This is a genomic window from Nocardia rhizosphaerae (assembly GCF_042650365.1).
GTDB lineage: Bacteria > Actinomycetota > Actinomycetes > Mycobacteriales > Mycobacteriaceae > Nocardia > Nocardia rhizosphaerae.
The window spans coordinates 1,597,179-1,613,474 of record NZ_JBHSBA010000003.1; the positions used below are offsets into that span (position 1 = coordinate 1,597,179).

Annotated in this window: 14 protein-coding genes; 4 read left to right on the top strand and 10 right to left on the bottom strand. The window is 69.8% G+C overall.

Annotation, left to right across the window (positions count from 1 at the left end; all coding sequences use genetic code 11):
- Positions 1 to 239: 239 nt before the first annotated feature.
- Both ACFOW8_RS09115 and ACFOW8_RS09120 read right to left on the bottom strand, forming a co-directional pair.
- Positions 240 to 926 (bottom strand): HNH endonuclease family protein, encoded by a 687-nt coding sequence (locus ACFOW8_RS09115; protein WP_378548250.1) that lies wholly within the window; start codon positions 924 to 926, stop codon positions 240 to 242.
- A gap of 46 nt (positions 927 to 972) precedes the next feature.
- Positions 973 to 1,335: a hypothetical protein gene (locus ACFOW8_RS09120; RefSeq protein ID WP_378548253.1), complete on the bottom strand. Its 363-nt coding sequence runs from the start codon at positions 1,333 to 1,335 to the stop codon at positions 973 to 975.
- Positions 1,336 to 1,536: 201 nt separating this feature from the next.
- On the opposite strand from ACFOW8_RS09120, the gene ACFOW8_RS09125 reads away from it, so the two are divergent.
- Positions 1,537 to 4,374, top strand: a complete 2,838-nt coding sequence (locus ACFOW8_RS09125) for a DEAD/DEAH box helicase (RefSeq protein ID WP_449289759.1) — start codon at positions 1,537 to 1,539, stop codon at positions 4,372 to 4,374.
- Positions 4,374 to 5,123 carry an SWIM zinc finger family protein gene (locus ACFOW8_RS09130; protein WP_378548259.1) on the top strand — a complete coding sequence of 250 codons (750 nt, stop codon included), beginning with the start codon at positions 4,374 to 4,376 and terminating at the stop codon, positions 5,121 to 5,123. The genes ACFOW8_RS09125 and ACFOW8_RS09130 overlap by 1 nt, the downstream gene beginning before the upstream one ends.
- Positions 5,124 to 5,175: 52 nt before the next feature.
- On the opposite strand, the gene ACFOW8_RS09135 is transcribed toward ACFOW8_RS09130, so the two are convergent.
- The 6 genes from ACFOW8_RS09135 to ACFOW8_RS09160 form a co-directional block, all read right to left on the bottom strand.
- Positions 5,176 to 5,583, bottom strand: a complete 408-nt coding sequence (locus tag ACFOW8_RS09135) for a DUF3224 domain-containing protein (protein ID WP_378548262.1) — start codon at positions 5,581 to 5,583, stop codon at positions 5,176 to 5,178.
- Positions 5,584 to 5,629: 46 nt separating this feature from the next.
- A complete protein-coding gene (locus ACFOW8_RS09140; RefSeq protein WP_378548265.1) occupies positions 5,630 to 6,688 on the bottom strand; it encodes an amidohydrolase family protein in 1,059 nt (352 codons plus the stop codon).
- An 87-nt stretch (positions 6,689 to 6,775) separates the two neighbouring features.
- Positions 6,776 to 8,260: a flavin-containing monooxygenase gene (locus tag ACFOW8_RS09145; RefSeq protein ID WP_378548268.1), complete on the bottom strand. Its 1,485-nt coding sequence runs from the start codon at positions 8,258 to 8,260 to the stop codon at positions 6,776 to 6,778.
- Positions 8,257 to 8,823, bottom strand: coding sequence for an NAD(P)/FAD-dependent oxidoreductase (locus tag ACFOW8_RS09150; protein WP_378548271.1), 567 nt, complete (start codon positions 8,821 to 8,823; stop codon positions 8,257 to 8,259). Before ACFOW8_RS09150 ends, ACFOW8_RS09145 begins: the two co-directional genes overlap by 4 nt.
- Positions 8,820 to 9,743, bottom strand: a complete 924-nt coding sequence (locus ACFOW8_RS09155) for a ferritin-like domain-containing protein (protein ID WP_378548274.1) — start codon at positions 9,741 to 9,743, stop codon at positions 8,820 to 8,822. The genes ACFOW8_RS09150 and ACFOW8_RS09155 overlap by 4 nt, the downstream gene beginning before the upstream one ends.
- A gap of 27 nt (positions 9,744 to 9,770) precedes the next feature.
- Positions 9,771 to 10,607 (bottom strand): SDR family NAD(P)-dependent oxidoreductase, encoded by an 837-nt coding sequence (locus ACFOW8_RS09160; protein ID WP_378548277.1) that lies wholly within the window; start codon positions 10,605 to 10,607, stop codon positions 9,771 to 9,773.
- Between the two features lie 102 nt (positions 10,608 to 10,709).
- Between ACFOW8_RS09160 and ACFOW8_RS09165 the strand changes: the two genes are divergently transcribed.
- Positions 10,710 to 11,360, top strand: a complete 651-nt coding sequence (locus ACFOW8_RS09165) for a TetR/AcrR family transcriptional regulator (RefSeq protein WP_378548280.1) — start codon at positions 10,710 to 10,712, stop codon at positions 11,358 to 11,360.
- Between the two features lie 3 nt (positions 11,361 to 11,363).
- Here ACFOW8_RS09165 and icmF read toward each other — a convergent pair whose 3' ends face one another.
- Complete coding sequence (gene icmF, locus ACFOW8_RS09170) at positions 11,364 to 14,585, bottom strand: fused isobutyryl-CoA mutase/GTPase IcmF (RefSeq protein ID WP_378548283.1); 3,222 nt, start codon at positions 14,583 to 14,585, stop codon at positions 11,364 to 11,366.
- Between the two features lie 127 nt (positions 14,586 to 14,712).
- Here icmF and ACFOW8_RS09175 point away from each other — a divergent pair, with 127 nt between their 5' ends.
- A complete protein-coding gene (locus tag ACFOW8_RS09175; RefSeq protein WP_378548286.1) occupies positions 14,713 to 15,672 on the top strand; it encodes a DUF2157 domain-containing protein in 960 nt (319 codons plus the stop codon).
- A 52-nt stretch (positions 15,673 to 15,724) separates the two neighbouring features.
- Here ACFOW8_RS09175 and ACFOW8_RS09180 read toward each other — a convergent pair whose 3' ends face one another.
- A complete protein-coding gene (locus ACFOW8_RS09180) occupies positions 15,725 to 16,270 on the bottom strand; it encodes a hypothetical protein (protein ID WP_378548289.1) in 546 nt (181 codons plus the stop codon).
- Positions 16,271 to 16,296: the final 26 nt, after the last annotated feature.

Here is a 16,296-nt window from a genome sequence, read left to right on the forward strand (position 1 = left end):
GATCGGTGAACCAGCGGCTGCCGGGGTTCCATGGGTCGTACTGCCGGTGGAGATCACCCGAATCCGCGTCGGCGGACGACCCGCTCGCCGAACCGCACGTGCCGCGGATGCGCGCCCGGCGGACACCGACTTCTCGCCGGAGCGCGACACCCAGGTCCGCGGGCGCGGTGTCGCGTCGCCGTGGCAGGCGCCGCGCTCCGGGTGGACGCCGCGGTGGCGCGGCACCGGCGGGCTGTGGCTCAGGGGCAACCGCGCGCGATCCCGTGCAGCACGGCATTGTCGGCGGCGGTGATCGGCAGGTCGTAGTCGACGGCGACCGTGAGGTACTTCGCCGCGTAGAAGCAGTGGTTCGCCCCGGCGGGTGGCAGCCAGGTACCGGGCGTGCTGTCCCCTTTGGACTGATTGGTGGACGCACCGGTGGCGAGCAGGTTCACCGACAGGTCGTTGGCGAAGCGGGCGCGCCGCTCGGGTGACCATCGGGCGGCGCCCATGTCCCAGGCGGCGGCCAGCGGATACACGTGGTCGATCTGTACGCGGCCGCCGTCGGACTTGCGGAAGGTGATGTCGGTGGCGGTGTAGGGGTCGGTGAGGACGCCCTCGACGACGACGCAGCGTCCGCGCCGGACCACCTCGCGCAGTTGTGCGGCGAGGACATTGTTGCGGGTATCGCAGCCGTCATGCCCACCGGGGGCGTCGGTGTCGTCGGACCAGGCCGGGCCGAAGACGCAGCCCTGGCCCGGTTTGCACCCGCGCTCGTAGCCGCCGGGATGGGGTCTGGCTGCGACCACCCGCACACGGTCGAGCAGCGCCGTCACCTCCGCGCGCGTCGGACTACCCGGCGCGGGGGTGACCGCGGCTTCGGTGCCGATGATGCCGCAGCTCGTGACGGCGAGCAGTGTCACGAACGGCCAGGCCCACGTCCTCATATCCGCAGGTTGTACCGGGTACCACCGACAACCCGCGCGCCGGTTCTCACAGCCAGGCGCGGGCCAGGATGTCGTCGGCGGCCAATTCGCTCGAGTTCGGCGGAAATCGGGTGGCCGCGATCGAGGACACCGTGGCACCGTCGTGGCCGACCAGCCACGACCCACCGCGGTCTTCGCACTCGGCGATCTTGGCGAACACGGTGAGCAGGAAGGTGATGGACTCGCGTGGATCAACCGTGTGTGCCAGACGCTGGGATTCGCCGGGTCTGATCAGGTCGAGCCAGATCCCGGATTGACCGTCCAGCCGCATGCCGACGATCTTTCCGGTGTCGATGAAGGTGAACTTGCGCCGTTCCCACGGGGTTGTCGGGGTATAGCTCTGCTCGAGAACCTGGAGCAGAATCGTCATCGCTGCCCTCCACACGCATACGAGGTGGTTCATCGGCCGAGCCGGAGCGAGCCCGGTTCGCCTGGGTCGTTATGCAGTTGTCGCCGGTGGGTGGTCCGGCCCGTGACCAGGGGATATCCCAGTATGTTCCGGGATCGGCGAGAAATCCAGGGGTGCGGCCGGTGGTCGGGTATGTCGGTGCGGCCTGCTTGGATGGTGACCATGCTGCACGGTCTGTGGTCCCCAGGTTCGGGCCTGCTGCTGTGGCACGACGGAGCGCCGGTGGCCGTCGGTTCGGTACTCGGCGATCTTCTCGAGCGGGCCGGATTCCGGCACCGGGCCGTGGTCCTCGTCGTCGATACCACGGGGCAGGCCGAGACCGCCGAGGTGCGCGCGCACGCGCTGGCGCCGCCGACGGCGGCCGTCGTGCTGCGCAGCAGGCTGCCGATCGAGAACGTCTCCGGTGATCTGCGCTTCCTCGCTCATGTCGCGCGCGGGATCGAACGGTGGGTGCGGGCGGGGCGGGTGGTCCCGCAGGTCGAGCGGGCCGACGGGCAGTGGTGGGTGCGCTGGCGCCTGGTCGGTGGTCAGCGGCAGCGGGCCTGGCAGGCCGAGCTGGCCGCCGCCGTGCCCGCGGCGCTGCGGGTGGCCGGCTCGCCTGCCGCGGTACTCGACGACCTGATCACCGAGCTCACCGACCCGATCGCCCGTGAGTACCTCGCGCACCGCACGATGACCCACCCGCTGTTGCAGGCCCTCGTCGCCGATACCCCGCTGGAGGCGGGCTCGTACCGGGTGGCCGAAACCCTGGCACAGTGGCGCGAGGGCTACACCGCCGACGAACCCGAACTGGTCCTGCGCCTGTGCGAACCCGACGGCGAGTTCGGCGCCGCCGACGAATCGGTGGCGCTGTGGCGGCTGCAGGTGTGCCTGCGTCCGGTCGACGAGGCGCCGAAACCCGTTGCTCTCGAAGATGATCCGGTGCTGGTGCGGACCGCGGCGGAGAAGCTCGGCCAGGCACGCAAGGCCTATCCGCGATTGCGTGACCTGCCCACCGACCCGCGCGGGCTCGACCTGCTGCTCCCGACCGAGGTCGTCGCCGACCTGGTCGCGCACGGTGCGCATGCCCTGCAGGAGGCAGGCATCCGGCTGCTGCTGCCGCGGGCGTGGAATATCGCCGAACCGAGCATGCGGCTGCGCGTGAGCAGCCCAGCGGCCGCCGAGTCCACGGTCGGTTTGAGCGGATTGCTTTCCTACCGTTGGGAACTGGCGCTCGGCGACCTGGTGCTCACCAAGGCCGAGATGGAGCGCCTGGTCCGCAGCAAGTCCAACCTGGTACAGCTGCGCGGGGAATGGGTACAGGCCGACCATCGTGTACTCGCCGCCGCGGCCCGCTATGTCGCCATGCACGCCGACGACACCCCCATCACCCTGGCCGACATGATCGGCGAACTCGCCACCGAGCGCGTCGACAATGTGCCGGTCACCGAGGTCACCGCCGACGGCTGGGCGGCCGAATTGTTCGCCAGGGCGGGCGAACCGGAGCCGGTGCCGGTCCCGATCGGCTTGAAGGCCGAGCTGCGTCCCTACCAGGAGCGCGGCTTGAGCTGGCTGGCCACCATGAGCAGGCTCAACTGCGGCGCGATCCTGGCCGACGATATGGGGCTCGGCAAGACCGTGCAGGTGCTCGCGCTGCTGGCACACGAGCGCGAAACGGTCCCGGCCGACGGAAGCCGGCCGGCGCAGCCGTGGGACGCTGCCGAGCCCGTGGGGCCGACGCTGCTGGTGTGCCCGATGTCGGTGGTCGGCAACTGGCAGCGGGAAGCGCGGCGGTTCACCCCGGATCTGCGAGTGCTCGTCCACCATGGCCCTGCGCGCCTGTCCGGCGCGGAATTCGCTGCCGCAGCAGGTGATTCGGACCTGGTGGTGACCACCTACGCGCTCCTTGCCCGTGACGCCACCCTGCTCAGCGAGCAGCGGTGGGAGCGCGTCGTACTCGACGAGGCCCAGCACATCAAGAACGCTGCGACCCGGCAGTCGCGCGCCGCCCGCGCACTGCGGGCCCGGCACCGGCTGGCGCTCACCGGCACTCCGGTGGAGAACCGGCTGGAGGAACTGCGCGCCCTGTTCGATTTCGCCATGCCGAAACTGCTCGGCAGCCCGCAATCGTTCCGGGCGCGGTTCGCGGTGCCGATCGAACGCGAGCGCGACCAGCACGCCATCGATCGGCTGCGGCTGATCACCGACCCGTTCGTGCTGCGCAGGCTCAAGACCGACCCGGCCGTGATCAGCGATCTACCCGAGAAGCTGGAGATGACGGTGCGCGCCAACCTCACCGTCGAGCAAGCAGCCCTCTACCAGGCGGTGGTCGACGACATGCTGGAAAAGCTGAAGGCCGCGAAGGGGATGGCGCGCAAGGGCGCTGTGCTCGGCGCGCTGACCAGGCTCAAACAGGTCTGCAACCATCCGGCGCATTTCCTCGGCGACGGCTCGCCGTTGCTGCGCCGGGGCAGCCATCGCTCCGGCAAGCTGGCGCTGGTCGAGGACGTACTCGACGCCGTGCTCGCCGACGGCGAGAAGGCCCTGCTGTTCACCCAGTTCCGCGAGTTCGGCGAGCTGGTGCTGCCGTATCTCACCGAGCGCTTCGGCACCTCGATCCCGTTCCTGCACGGCGGGGTGAGTAAGCAGCGCCGCGACGACATGGTGACCGGTTTCCAAGGCGAGAACGGGCCGCCGCTGATGCTGCTCTCGCTCAAGGCCGGTGGCACCGGGCTCAATCTCACCGCCGCCAATCATGTGATCCACCTGGATCGCTGGTGGAATCCGGCGGTCGAGAACCAGGCCACCGACCGTGCCTTCCGGATCGGTCAGCAGCGGGCGGTGCAGGTGCGCAAACTGGTCTGCGTCGACACCATCGAGGAGCGGATCGACGAGATGATCAGCGGCAAGAAGCAACTGGCCGATCTGGCGGTCGGCGCGGGGGAGAACTGGATCACCGAGCTGAGCACCGACGAACTGCGCGATCTGTTCACTCTCGGTGCCGAGGCGGTGGGCGACTAGTGGCCGATTTCAGCCAGTTCGGCAAGCGCAGGCCGGTGACCGGCGGTGCGCAGGCGCGCGGTGGCTTCGGCCGCACCTGGTGGGGGCGTTCGATTCTGGACGCGGTGGAGAACCTGGCCGACGCCGGGCGGCTCTCCCGCGGCCGCACCTATGCCAGAGCCGGGCAGGTCGTGGACTACCGGATCGAACGCGGCGCCGTCATCGCCGAGGTGCAGGGCAGCCAGCCGAGGCCGTTCACCTCGGTGCTCAGCATGCGGCCACTGCGCGCGGAGGAGATCGACCTGCTGCTCGCCGAGATCAGGCAGGCGCCCGGCATGCTCGCCGAGATCGCCTCCGGCGCACTCCCGCCCGCGCTCGGCCCGCATCTGCTCCCGAACACCGCGTCGGAACTGGATTTCTCCTGCAGCTGTCCCGATATGGGCTGGCCGTGCAAACACGTCGCCGCCGTCTGCTACCTGCTCTCCGAACGTCTCGACGAGCAGCCGAGCGAGATCCTCACCCTGCGTGGCCTGGACCTGGACACTCTCATCGGTGGCGTCGAGAAGTCGACTCCTACAGCGGAGTCCGACGACCCTTATGGCGACGATCTGGTATTGCCCGACCTGCCGCGCATCGATTTCCATCCGGTGATCGAAGATCTGGACCCCGTTCCGCTGCGCCGCGCGCTCCGGATGACGACGGAAGACGAGCAGACCGCTGCCACCGGTCTGCGCGAATTGCGCTCCCTCTACCCGGAGTTCGACGACTGAGCGGAAAGACCAGGATCCACCGTGTGCGCGGTGATGCGCCGCGCATTCGGCCTCAGGGCAGTTCGTATTCGAACCAGATGTGGTGACCGCCCGCGCTGTCGACGTACAGCGCGCCGGAACCGGTGATGCCGGTGAGCTCGCCGGTGCCGCTGGCGGGGACGATGTGGAAGAACTCGTCGGTGCGGTCGGTGCCTGCGGTGGTGGCCGAGTGGATGAAATTGAAGGCGCCCGCCTTGCCGTGTAGCGCGCCGTCGAACGATTCCATCGCGATGTAGCTGCCCGCGCCGGAATTCATGTCGAAGGCGGCCGTGAACAGGGTGGCCGAGCGCCCGGTGATCTCACCGGCGTACTCCTTGGTCATGGTGGACACACCGACCGGAAGCCCGGTCTCGATGGGTGGCTGTGGCCGCACGTCGGTGGGGTCGAACGCGGTGAGCTCGAATGTGCCGGTTGCCTTCATACGGCGATGCTAAACCCGGCCACCGACAGGTCGGTGGATCGGCCGGTCACTCGAGGCGGTACACCCGGATAGCATTGCCGGCGAACACCTTCCGCAGGTCGTCGGTGGTCGCGCCCGCGTCGGTGAGGGCAGTGGCGACGGCCTCGGCGGCTCCGGTGATGCTGGTGATCGGCCGGTCGACCGGGAAATTCGAACCCCAGATCAGCCGGTCGGCGCCGAACTGCGCCAGCGCGTGCGTCAGCATCGGCCGCACCCGCTCCACCAGGGTCGGTACCGGGGTCGGCGCGCCGCGCGGCGGCACCGGATGCCCCAGTACCGGCATCATCAGCCCGCTCACCTTGGCCACCACATTGGGCTGGGCGGCCAGGTCGGTGAGGTCGGCGCGCCAGCGTTCGAACAGGGCGCGGCGCTGCGCGGCGGTCCGGCCGGTCGACTTGCCCATCGGCCCGAAGATCCCGGCGGGTGTCCCGAGATGATCGAGCACGATCGGCACCTCGGGGAAGCGTTCGGCCAGCGCCGTCAGCTCTGGCAGCTGCCCGGAGTACACCCAGGTGTCGAACGACAGGCCGCGCTCGGCGAGCTGGGCGAATCCGGTCAGGAAGGCGGGCGCGGTGAGGCGCCCGTCGTGCGCGGCGAACGATTTCACCGCCGGATCGGGATGGTTGGCCACATTGGTCCTGATCCCGCGCAGCAGCGGGGAGGCCGACTGATGCGCGTCGAGGACCGCCGCGAAGTCGGGGGCGGCCGGGTCGGCGGCGCCGACGATCGCGGCCAGCCGTGGCGTGTCGACACCGAAGGGCAGACTCGCCACCCACCGGGTCTCGTCGGGCTCGGCGCCGGTCCAGTCGGCCTCCACGTGGACCAGCGCGGACACCGCGGTCCCGCCGAGGTCGGTGCGGTAATCGGCGGGCAGATACGGCGACATGTAGGCCGAGGCCTCGCCCACGAATTCCCGGTCGCGCCGCGGCGTGAGTTTCGTGGCGAGATCGATCGGGATCGGTACATAGCGCAGCAGCGTGGCGTGCTTGCTGAATTGCCGCGGTGTCGTATGGGGGTCCCACTGGTGGATATGCGCGTCGATGATGTCGATTCCGGTCAGTGTCATGCCGCCGCCGTCCCGTCGGTGCCGATCGCTTCGGTGGCGCGATTGTCACACATCCGGGCGAGCCGGGGCGGATGAACGACGGCCGGTTCAGCGAGCCGGGGTGAACAGGTAATCGGACAGATCGAAATGGCCGCTGCGCCATGCCGCCTCGACCGTGGACGACGGGCGCAGCGGCACGTCGCCGTGCTTGTCGAAGTAATAGCTGTTGGCGTCGGCGCAGCTGTCCTGCCAGAACACCTGGCCACCGCGCCGGGCCAGCATCTCGCGGAAGAACCGGTCATTGGCCGCCCTACTGACCTCCACCCTGGTGGCGCCGGTCGCGCGGGCCCGGCGCAGGCAGCGCAGAATATGGCGGGTCTGATTCTCGATGAGCGTGAAATACGACGCGCCGTTGTAGCCGTAGGGTCCGATGATGGAGAAATAGTTCGGGAAGCCGGGAACGCTGACGCCTTCGTATGCTTGCAGCCGGTTCTCGTCCCACCATTTCTCCAGGTCGAGACCGTCGACGCCGTGCAGATCATAGGTGGGCATATTGCCCGATTCCATCACCTTGAAACCGGTGGCGAGAATCAGGACATCGGCCGGGTGCGCGGTCTGGGCGGTGTGCACACCGGTGGCGGTGATCTCGGTGATGGGCGCGGTCTCCAGCGTCACATTCGCGCGGTTGAAGGTGGCGAGATAGTCGTTGGAGAAGCTCGGGCGCTTGCAGCCGAGGGCATAGTCCGGCGTGAGTTTCGCGCGGATCGCCGGATCGCGCACCTGGCGGCGCAGATGGGCCAGCCCGGCGCGTTCGCCGATCGCGGCCGTCGGCAGCGAGCGGTGGTAGTGGGCGGCCAGCGGGAAGGTGAACTCGACATAGGTCTGGCTGAGCAGCCGGGTGAGCGCCCGGCCGCCGGGCAGCCGCAGCGCCAGGCGCGCGGGCAGCGGGACCGCGGCGTCGGGGCGCGGCAGACACCAGATCGGGGTCCGCTGGAACACCGTCAGGTGCTCGACCCGCGGCGCGATCTCCGGGATCACCTGCACCGCCGACGCGCCGGTGCCGATGACGGCGACCCGCCGACCGCGCAGGTCGAGGTCGTGGTCCCAGCGCGCGGTGTGCACGGTCGCTCCGGCGAAGGTCTCGATACCGGGGATCTCGGGCAGCTTCGGCCGGGTGAGCACCCCGGTCGCGCTGAGCACGAACCGGGCCGACAGTTCCGTGCCGTCGGCGGTGCGCAGCGTCCAGCGGTCGGTGCCCGCGTCGAAATCGGCTGCGGTCACGGTGGTACCGAACCGGATTCGTGGCCGCAATCCGTACTTGTCCACACAGGATTCGGCATAGGCCTTGAGTTCGCGGCCCGGCGCGTACACCCGCGACCATTCGGTGCGCTGGTCGAAGGAGAACTGGTAGCTGAACGACGGGATGTCGACGGCGACACCGGGATAGGTGTTCCAATGCCAGGTCCCGCCCACGCCGTCGGCGTCGTCGACGATCAGGAAGTCCTCGAATCCGGCCTCGCGCAGTGCGATCGCGGCACCGATCCCGGAGAACCCGGCCCCGACGATGATGATCTCGTGCTCGATGGTGTTCACGCTGGTTCCTTTCTGCCTGCCGCGCCGACCCTGGCGGCCGTCGCGGGCAGCCGCGCGCCGCGCGCGATGGTGCGGACGATGTGCCGCGAGTCCTCGGCGAACACGATGGTGTCCACGCGATGTTCGATGCCGTCGACGGTGCGCACGCCCAGCGGTGCCAGCCGTGCGATCGGCCAGGTGACCAGGCGGCAGTGCGGCTGCCGCAGCGTGCGGTAGTAGCTGTCGTGCACGGCCACCCCCGCGGTGTCGTCTGGCGTGAGTCGCGACCGCAGCCACGAATCCCGGACCTGGAAGCGCAGATTCGCGCGGGCGACCGACCGGACCAGCCGATCGGGAGCGCGCCGCAGCAGGGGCGCGGGCAGCGGTGCGCGCGGCACGATCCACACCGCGTCGGTCTGGAACACCGTCACCTTGGCGGCCTCGGCCGCGATGCCGGGCAGCAGGCGGGCGACGGCGGCCCCGGAGCCGATGATTGCGACGCGGGCGCCGGTGAACTCGTGTCGCGGTGCGAACCCGGCGTACCGCAGCACCCGGCCGGCGAAAGTGCCTGGGAACGCGGTCATTTCGCCACCGGGTCATAGGTGAGCTCACGCGACCACGATGGCCGGTGCCCGAGCACCCGGATCGGGAACCGGTCGATGCAGGCATTGGACACGTCGGCGAGCAGCTGGAACGGCTGAGCTCGGTGGATCGTGGCCTTCCCGTGCAGCTTCACCACGTGATAGAGCGGCAGCCGCTTGATCTGCGGACTGCGCTCACCCACGTTCTCATAGCGGCGCACCGCGTTCCACAGCTTGTCCTCGTCGAGCCCGAGCGCGACGATATTGGCCGCCATCCGCGACAGCAGCGGCGCGTACAGCAGCGCGCCGAGCACGAAGGACGGTCGCGCGGCGAAACCCGCGGTCTCGATGGCGATCTTGCGCAACGGTCCGGCGCCGAGCTGTTCGAGCACCTGGAAGCCGACGGCCAGGTGCCGGGACTCGTCGCTGTTGATGTGCCGGAACACCTCGTGACACAGCGGATCGTCGACCTCGTCGAGCAGGAACTTCACCAGCGCGCCATCCAGTGCCGTCTCCAGCGACGGGATGACGGTGCCGAGCACCGGCAGCGTCATGTGCTCGGCGTAGCGGTCCAGCCAGCTGATCACCAGGCGGATGTTCTTGTTGGGCACCGGCATCGCGTCGCCGTCGAGCATGCCCCAGCGGCGCATGAGCGCCAGCTCGGCATTGGCGTGCTTCTGTTCCTCGGCGTGGAAGTGCCGGTAGATCTCGCGCAGCGCGCCCGGCGGTGCCTGCCGCACCAGCGCGGCGAACCCGCGCGCGCCGACGTGTTCGATCCACACCAGATCGGACATGAAGGCGGCGAGCCGGGGGCGTTGCTCGTCGGTGATCAGCTCGGCACCCGGTGCGTCCCAGTCGATATCGGCAAGGGCCCACTGCTTGGCGCGCACGGTGGCGAGCATGTCGGGATAGGCGAACGTCATTGTCCGTCTCCTCTCTGGCGGGATGGATCAGCGCACGACCCGCTCCAGCAGGCCCGCGGAACGGGTATAGGTGGTGGGCAGCCAGCGCTTGGCCTGCCACAGCGCCTTGGCCTCCAGCTGCGGGACCACGTACAGCTCGCCGCGGTCCACGGCGTCGAGGGTGGTGCGCGCGATGCTCGCCGGTGGACGCCCGGTCCAGCGCAGCAGCAGGCCGCCGAGACGTTCGGCCGTCTCGTCCATCGGCGAATCCGCCCGCATGATCCCGGTTCGCACGCCGGTCGGGCACAGCACCGTGACACCGACGCCGGTGCCCGCCAACTCGGCGGCCATGGTCTCCGACAGCGCGAGCACGCCTGCCTTGCTCACGTTGTAGGCGGCCATGCGCGGTGCCGCGCCGAACGCGGCGGCGGAGGCGACATTGACCACCGCGCCCCGGCCCGCGGCGCGCAGAATCGGGGTGAACACATGGCAGCCGTTGATCACGCCCCACAGATTCACCGCGAGCGTGCGCTCCCAGTCGGCGAGGGTGAACTCGCCGACCGGCGGGCCACCGGCCCCGATCCCGGCATTGTTGACCACCACCGTCGGCGCCGCGCCGAACCAGTCCTGTGCGGTGGCGGCCAGTCCTTCGACCTGTTCGATCGCGGTGACGTCACAGCCGGCGCCGATGGCCTTGCCGCCGGCGTTCTCGACCAGTGTCGCGGTGTCGGCGGCGCGGTCGGTGTCGATATCGGAGCACACCACCCGGCCGCCGCGTCTGCCGAGTTCGACGGCGACCGCGCGGCCTATGCCGCTGCCCGCGCCGGTGATCACCGCGTCGGCGTGCTCGGTTCGGCGTGCTCGGCCGAAGGGAAACAGGCGCATGAGAACTCCCTTGGTCCACCGGTCCGGCTCGAAGTGGTGTCATCTGCCACCATTGGCCGCACCTGGCACCAATTAGGCGCGCGAGAGGGTACTTTGTCAACCATGGATGTGCGCGCACCCGCCCGGACCTGGGGCGGCCGAACCGCGGACGAGCGCAGGGCGCACCGTCGCGGTGAGTTGATCGCTGCGGCGCTCGAGATCTGGCTGGACAGCGGGTGGGCCGCGGTCACCATGCGCGGGGTGTGCCAGCGGGCGGCGCTCAACGACCGGTACTTCTACGAGAACTTCACCGATCGCGACGACCTGCTCGCGGTGGTGTGGGACGAAGTGTGCGCCGAGGTCTTCGCCGACCTGGCCGCCGTGCTCGCCGAGAACGCCGAGCGGGCGCCGCTGGAGGTCCTGCACGCCGCCATCGCCCGCGCCGTCGAACTGCAGACCGACCTGCGTGGCGGCGCCCGCATCCTGCTCGCCGACCACGCGGGCAGCGCCGTGCTCGAGCAACGCCGCAAGGCGATGCTCACCGACGCCACCGACCTGTTGATCGCCGCCGCATGGCCGCATCTGCGCCCCGAAGTCGACGAGACAGCCATGCGGATGAGCACGCTGGCCGGGATCGGCGGCTTCATCGAGCTGCTCACCGCCTGGCGCACCGGCGCGCTCGACGTCGACGCCGAGCGCCTGGTCGAGCACACCTTCGCCATCGCCACCCAGCTGGGGGCGATGTTCCTGCCGCCGGAGATCGTCGGCCGGTAGCCCTCACACGGTGCGGCGGTATTGGCCGCCGACGGCGAAGAAGGTGTCGGTGACCTGCTGCAAGGTGCACACCCGTGCCGCGTCCATCAAGACATCGAAGACATTGCCGTCGGTATGAGCCACCTCGGCCAGCCGAGCCAGCGCCGCGTGCGCGGCCGCTGCGTGCTCGGCCCTGAACGCATGCAACCGGTCCAGCTGGGCGCGGCGCTCGGCCTCGGTGCCGCGGGCCAGCTCCAGCGGGCCGTTCCCCGCGTCGTCGTCGGTACCGCGGAAGGTGTTCACCCCCACGATCGGCAGCGAACCATCGTGTTTGCGCTGTTCGTAGCGCAGCGACTCGTCCTGGATGCGGCCGCGCTGATATCCGGTCTCCATCGCGCCGAGCACGCCGCCGCGTTCGCTGATCCGCTCGAACTCCCGCAGCACCGCCTCCTCCACCAGATCGGTGAGCTCGTCGATGACGAAGCTGCCCTGCAACGGATTCTCGTTGAGCGCCATGCCCCACTCCTTGGCGATGATGAGCTGGATCGCCAGCGCGCGGCGCACCGAATCCGCGGTCGGGGTGGTCACCGCTTCGTCGAAAGCGTTGGTGTGCAGGCTGTTGCAGTTGTCGTAGACCGCGATCAGTGCCTGCAACGTGGTGCGGATGTCGTTGAACTGCATCTCCTGCGCGTGCAGTGACCGGCCGGAGGTCTGCACGTGGTACTTGAGCTTCTGCGCCCGCTCGCCCGCGCCGTACCGGTCGCGCATGGCCACCGCCCAGATACGCCGCGCCACCCGGCCGATCACGGTGTATTCCGGGTCCATGCCGTTGGAGAAGAAGAACGACAGGTTGGGCGCGAAGTCGTCGATCGCCAGTCCGCGCGCGAGATACGTTTCCACATAGGTGAATCCGTTGGCCAGGGTGAAGGCGAGCTGGCTGATCGGGTTCGCGCCCGCCTCGGCGATGTGATAGCCCGAGATCGACACCGAGTAGAAATTGCGGACGTCGTTGCGCACGAACCATTCCTGGATGTCGGCCATCATCCGCAGACTGAACTCGGTGGAGAACAGGCAGGTGTTCTGGCCCTGATCCTCCTTGAGGATGTCGGCCTGTACGGTGCCGCGCACCGTCGACAGCGTCCGCGTCCGCACCCGCTCGGCCTCGGCCGGAGACGGTGCGCGGCCCTCGGTCTCGGTGAAGCGGTGTAGTGCCTGGTCGATGGCGGTATTGAGGAAGAACGCGAGAATGGTCGGGGCCGGCCCGTTGATCGTCATCGACACCGAGGTGGTCGGCGCGCACAGATCGAAGCCGTCGAACAGCGTGCGCATGTCCTCGATGGTGGCCACCGAGACCCCTGAGGTGCCGACCTTGCCGTAGATGTCGGGGCGCTCGGCCGGATCGTGGCCGTAGAGGGTGACCGAGTCGAACGCGGTCGACAGGCGGGTGGCTTCCGCGTGCTCGCTCAGGATCTTGAACCGCCGGTTGGTGCGTGCCGGATCGCCCTCCCCGGCGAACATTCTGGCCGGGTCCTCGTTGTCCCGTTTGAACGGGAAAACGCCCGCGGTGAACGGGAACCGGCCGGGCAGATGCTCGGCGCGCAGGAACCGCAGCAGTTCGCCGTGATCGGTGTAGCGCGGCAGGGCCACACGCGGAATGCTGGAACCGGACAGTGATTCCCGGCGCAGCGGAGTGCGGATCTCGCGATCGCGGACCCGCACCACCTGCTCGGTGCCCTGATAGCTCGCCGCGATCGCGGGCCACTCGGCCAGCAGCGCCGCCGACTCCGGGGACAGGTCCGCGCGCGCCGCGGTGCGCAGCTCGGCGACCGCCTGATCGTCGGGCAGCTCCGCGCAGACCTGATCTAGCCGTTGAACACGCTGTGCCGCAGCACATTCCCGCGCGGTGTCGGCGTGATACGCGCGCACCGTCTCGGCGATCTCGGCCAGATAGCGAACCCTGGCCTGCGGCACCAGGGTGGCGAACCTGGTGGAGACCTTGGTGTCGACGTGGGGGAGGGTGCCTGGATCGAGCCGCAGGCCATGGATACCGAGCAGGCCGAGCAGATGCTGGTAGAGCGCGGTGACTCCGTCGTCGTCGAAGGTGGCCGCGCTGGTGCCGAATACCGGCATCTCAGCTGGATCAGCACCGAATTCGGCGCGGTTGCGGATCAATTGGCGCGCGACATCGCGGACCGCGTCGGCCGCGCCGCGGCGCTCGTACTTGTTCACCGCCACCACGTCGGCGTAGTCGAGCATGTCGATCTTCTCCAGCTGGGAGGCGGCACCGAACTCCGGCGTCATCACATACAGCGCCACGTCCACATGGTCGACGATGCCCGCGTCGCCCTGGCCGATGCCGGGTGTCTCCAGGATCACCAGGTCGTAGCCCGCGGCACGGCAGGCGGCGAGCATGGCGTCGATATCGTCGGGCAGTTCGTGATTGCCGCGCGTGGCCAGTGACCGGAAGTACACGTGCTCGCCGTCGAGGGCGTTCATCCTGATGCGGTCGCCGAGCAGCGCGCCACCGGCTCGCCGCCGGGTCGGATCCACCGCGAGCACCGCGACGCGCAGCTTGTCCTGCTGGTCGGTGCGCAACCTGCGCACCAATTCGTCGGTGAGCGAGGACTTCCCGGAGCCACCGGTGCCGGTGATGCCGAGTACCGGTACCCGGCGCCGGTCGGCGGCGGCCAGGATCGCCGCGCGATCGGCCGCGGGCAGCGCGCCCCGCTGGAGGCAGGTGATGGTGCGCGCCAGGGCATTCCGGTCGCCGGTGTAGAGCGCGGCCGGATCGGGCGGGGACAGTGCCGGATCCACATCACACGCGCGGATCAGCTCGTTGACCATGCCGGGCAGGCCGAGCCGCTGCCCGTCCTCGGGGGAGAAGATCCGCACCCCGACACGCGCGAGCCGGTCGATCTCCTCGGCCACGATCACCCCACCGCCGCCGCCGAAGATCCGCACCGCGCCCGCGCCCGCCGCGTGCAGGGCGTCGGCCAGGTATTCGAAGAATTCGAGGTGCCCGCCCTGATACGAGCTCACCGCGACACCCTGCACGTCCTCCTCGACGACCGCGTCGACGATCTCGCGGACCGATCGGTTGTGGCCGAGATGGATCACCTCGGCCCCCTGTGATTGCAGAATCCGGCGCATGATGTTGATCGCCGCGTCGTGCCCGTCGAACAGGGCCGCCGAGGTCACGAACCGCACGGGATGGACCGGGACGTGCAGGGCGCTTGACTCACTCATGACCGCCTCCGGAGCTGGCAAAGCTAGGATGTCCAACTAATTCTAGTGTGATCGTGGTCACTGTGCCGCGAAACGCGGCGGGCGCGAATCACCGCCGATGCCCGTCGCCGCTCGACATACTCGACGGATGGGTCGCGAGCATCGGGTCGAGGTGGCGCTGGAGCGGCTGGTCGCGGCGGGCGTCATCAGCGCCGACCAGCGCGGCGCGGTGCTGCGGGCGGTCGATGCAGAGGAGCGGGCGGGGCACCCCGGCGTGGGCCGGGTCGCCGCGGAGGTCGTCGCCTATCTCGGAGCAGGGCTGGTCACGGCCGGGCTCGCGCTGTTCCTCGGGCGGGCCTGGTCCGAGGTGGCGCAGACCGGTCGGGTGGTGTTGCTGCTGGTGGTGGCCGGCTGCGCGGTCGGTGGCGCGGTCCTGCTCGCAGGCGGCTGTGACGGGGTGTTCCGGCGGGTGCCGACGGCGTCGGCCGCACGCGCCCGGCTCGCCTCGGTGCTGCTCGTCCTGGCCGCCGGTGCCGTCTTCGGTGCCGTGCTGACGGCGTTCGGGGACGACGACGGCCCGGCGATCGCCGCCACCGTCGCGGGCCTGCTGATAGCGGTGCTCGGCTACCTGATGGTGCCGAATCTGCTCGGCATGGCCGCCATGGGCGTCTTCGGGGTGGCGAGCATCGTGCTGACCACGTCCGTACTCCTCGACCACCGATCCGCCTGGCCGGGCATCCTGCTGATGCTGTTCGGCGCGCTGTGGTTCGCGCTGGCCTGGGCGCGCAGGTTCGTCGCGGACTGGGCGGGCTACCTGATCGGCGGGATGATCGCGGTCGGCGGCGCCCAGACGGTGACAGCGGGCGAGTCGCCGTGGCGGCCAGGGCTGACCCTGCTGGTCGGCCTGGTATGTCTCGGGCTGTACGGGATGCGGCGCGAACCGGTACTCGTCCTCGGTGGTGCCGCGGCGGTGGCGGTGGCGGTATCCCAGACGGTGGCCGACTACACCACGGGCGGCGTGGCCGCCGCGAGTGTGGTGCTGGCGATCGGCGCTGTGGTGCTCACCGTCGGCCTTGTCGTCCTGCTCGCAGGCCCGGACCGCGATTGATCCGGCCGCGGGCACCCTCGGAACGCTCGCACCGCACCGCGGCGCCGACCGGCTAGCGGACCAGGACGGTCCGCCCGGCGCGAACGGTGCGGACGAAACGTGGGCCGACGTCGGTGCCGTCGCGGTTGTAGCTGTCGATGATCTCGGCCAGCTCGTCGGCCAGCGAGCGGAGGTCGGCGGAGGCGGCGGTGCGGTCGAACTCGTCGGCGGCCCAGCCCCACGCCGGGGGGATGTCGTCGATGGTGACGACGATCTGGTCGGCGAACGGTGTGTCCACAGCGACGGTGAGTTCGGCGGGCGCGGCGGCGAGCTGACTGTGCTCGGTGAGCTCATCCGGTCCGCCGACGACGGTGAACCGCCGGGCGAACGCGATATCCGCGCGCACCGACTCCACGATCGACGCCGTGCTCGCGTGCCTGCCCGGCCGATCGTGCCGCGCCCCGTACACCCGGTCGGCGCCGATGCCCGACGGCGCAGGGGTCTTGCGCAGGATCCGGTCGAGCATGCGCTGCGCGGTCGCCCGCTCGTCCGGTCCGGTGTTGTCGTGCTCGATCAGCGCCCGCAGCCGGCTGATCCGCGCGAAATGGTCGGTGCCCATGCCCCGATTGTGCCGTAGCGCGCCGC

Coding starts and splice junctions, on each gene's coding strand:
- ACFOW8_RS09115 (WP_378548250.1), bottom strand. CDS start 926: ATGAGGACGTGGGCCTGGCCGTTCGTGACACTGCTCGCCGTCACGAGC.
- ACFOW8_RS09120 (WP_378548253.1), bottom strand. CDS start 1,335: ATGACGATTCTGCTCCAGGTTCTCGAGCAGAGCTATACCCCGACAACC.
- ACFOW8_RS09125 (WP_449289759.1), top strand. CDS start 1,537: ATGCTGCACGGTCTGTGGTCCCCAGGTTCGGGCCTGCTGCTGTGGCAC.
- ACFOW8_RS09135 (WP_378548262.1), bottom strand. CDS start 5,583: ATGAAGGCAACCGGCACATTCGAGCTCACCGCGTTCGACCCCACCGAC.
- ACFOW8_RS09140 (WP_378548265.1), bottom strand. CDS start 6,688: ATGACACTGACCGGAATCGACATCATCGACGCGCATATCCACCAGTGG.
- ACFOW8_RS09150 (WP_378548271.1), bottom strand. CDS start 8,823: ATGACCGCGTTCCCAGGCACTTTCGCCGGCCGGGTGCTGCGGTACGCC.
- ACFOW8_RS09155 (WP_378548274.1), bottom strand. CDS start 9,743: ATGACGTTCGCCTATCCCGACATGCTCGCCACCGTGCGCGCCAAGCAG.
- ACFOW8_RS09160 (WP_378548277.1), bottom strand. CDS start 10,607: ATGCGCCTGTTTCCCTTCGGCCGAGCACGCCGAACCGAGCACGCCGAC.
- ACFOW8_RS09165 (WP_378548280.1), top strand. CDS start 10,710: ATGGATGTGCGCGCACCCGCCCGGACCTGGGGCGGCCGAACCGCGGAC.
- icmF (WP_378548283.1), bottom strand. CDS start 14,585: ATGAGTGAGTCAAGCGCCCTGCACGTCCCGGTCCATCCCGTGCGGTTC.
- ACFOW8_RS09175 (WP_378548286.1), top strand. CDS start 14,713: ATGGGTCGCGAGCATCGGGTCGAGGTGGCGCTGGAGCGGCTGGTCGCG.
- ACFOW8_RS09180 (WP_378548289.1), bottom strand. CDS start 16,270: ATGGGCACCGACCATTTCGCGCGGATCAGCCGGCTGCGGGCGCTGATC.